Here is a 1,071-nt window from a genome sequence, read left to right as displayed (position 1 = left end):
GGAGGGAGCCGTCGAAGGCGGGATCGGCGATTGGGACGAAGTCGTAACAAGGTAGCCGTACCGGAAGGTGCGGCTGGATCACCTCCTTTCTAAGGAGCACTGGCCGCCAGAACGCGTGTTCTGGGGGTCCAGGGCCATGCTCGGACGAAGACGGTCGCCCAGTTCCGGGTGGCCGCGGGGTGCCGGGCTGGTGCTCGAGGGTGGAACGCTGACCAGTTCGGCCGGCAGCCGGTGCTGCTCCTAGTACGGCGTCACGATGTGGCGCGGGGAACGGGGTGGGGCGGGGTGGATGGTCGTAGGCACGCTGTTGGGTCCTGAGGGAGCGGGCCGATCCCCCGGTGGGGTCGGGTTCGTGGCCTCTGGTTCCGGGGCCTTCGGGTCCTCGTACCGCCCAGCGTCTCGACTCGTCGAGGGGCTGGGGTCTGGCGGGGGCGGGTGCGGAGGTGACCGGTCGTACGTTGAGAACTGCACAGTGGACGCGAGCATCTTCAACTGAAAACTCTGTAGCGAGTTTCTTGTAGGTCCCCGTCGCGGACATCGCCACCTCGTGTGGATGGTGTGCGTGGTGGGGGTTTTGTGTGGCCAAGTTGTTAAGGGCACACGGTGGATGCCTGGGCACCAGGAGCCGATGAAGGACGTAGGAGGCTGCGATAAGCCTCGGGGAGCTGCCAACCGAGCGTTGATCCGAGGATGTCCGAATGGGGGAACCCCGCACCAGTCATGTGGTGTGACCCGCGCCTGAACACATAGGGCGTGTGGAGGGAACGTGGGGAAGTGAAACATCTCAGTACCCACAGGAAGAGAAAACAACCGTGATTCCGTGAGTAGTGGCGAGCGAAAGCGGAAGAGGCTAAACCGATCGCATGTGATAGCCGGCAGGCGTTGTGTGGTCGGGGTCGTGGGACCGTTCTGTCTCTGCTGCCGCAGGGGCGGGGAGTGATAAAGGACCGTGGTTAGTGGAAGGCCTCTGGAAGGGGTCGCCGTAGAGGGTGAGAGCCCCGTACACGAAAATCCGGTCCCTCCCGAACGTGTTCCCAAGTAGCACCGAGCCCGTGAAATTCGGTGTGAATC

The 1,071-nt window shown here is 63.6% G+C and carries 2 rRNA genes; both read left to right on the top strand.

The features are described from left to right. Positions 1–89 (top strand): 16S ribosomal RNA (locus tag ACI79E_RS22420); the annotation flags it as partial. A gap of 491 nt (positions 90–580) precedes the next feature. Beyond that, positions 581–1,071 (top strand): 23S ribosomal RNA (locus ACI79E_RS22415); the annotation flags it as partial.

This window comes from Geodermatophilus sp. SYSU D00079 (genome assembly GCF_054050635.1).
Note: the sequence above shows the minus strand (reverse complement) of the source record. Positions and strands in the feature narration are given on the sequence as shown.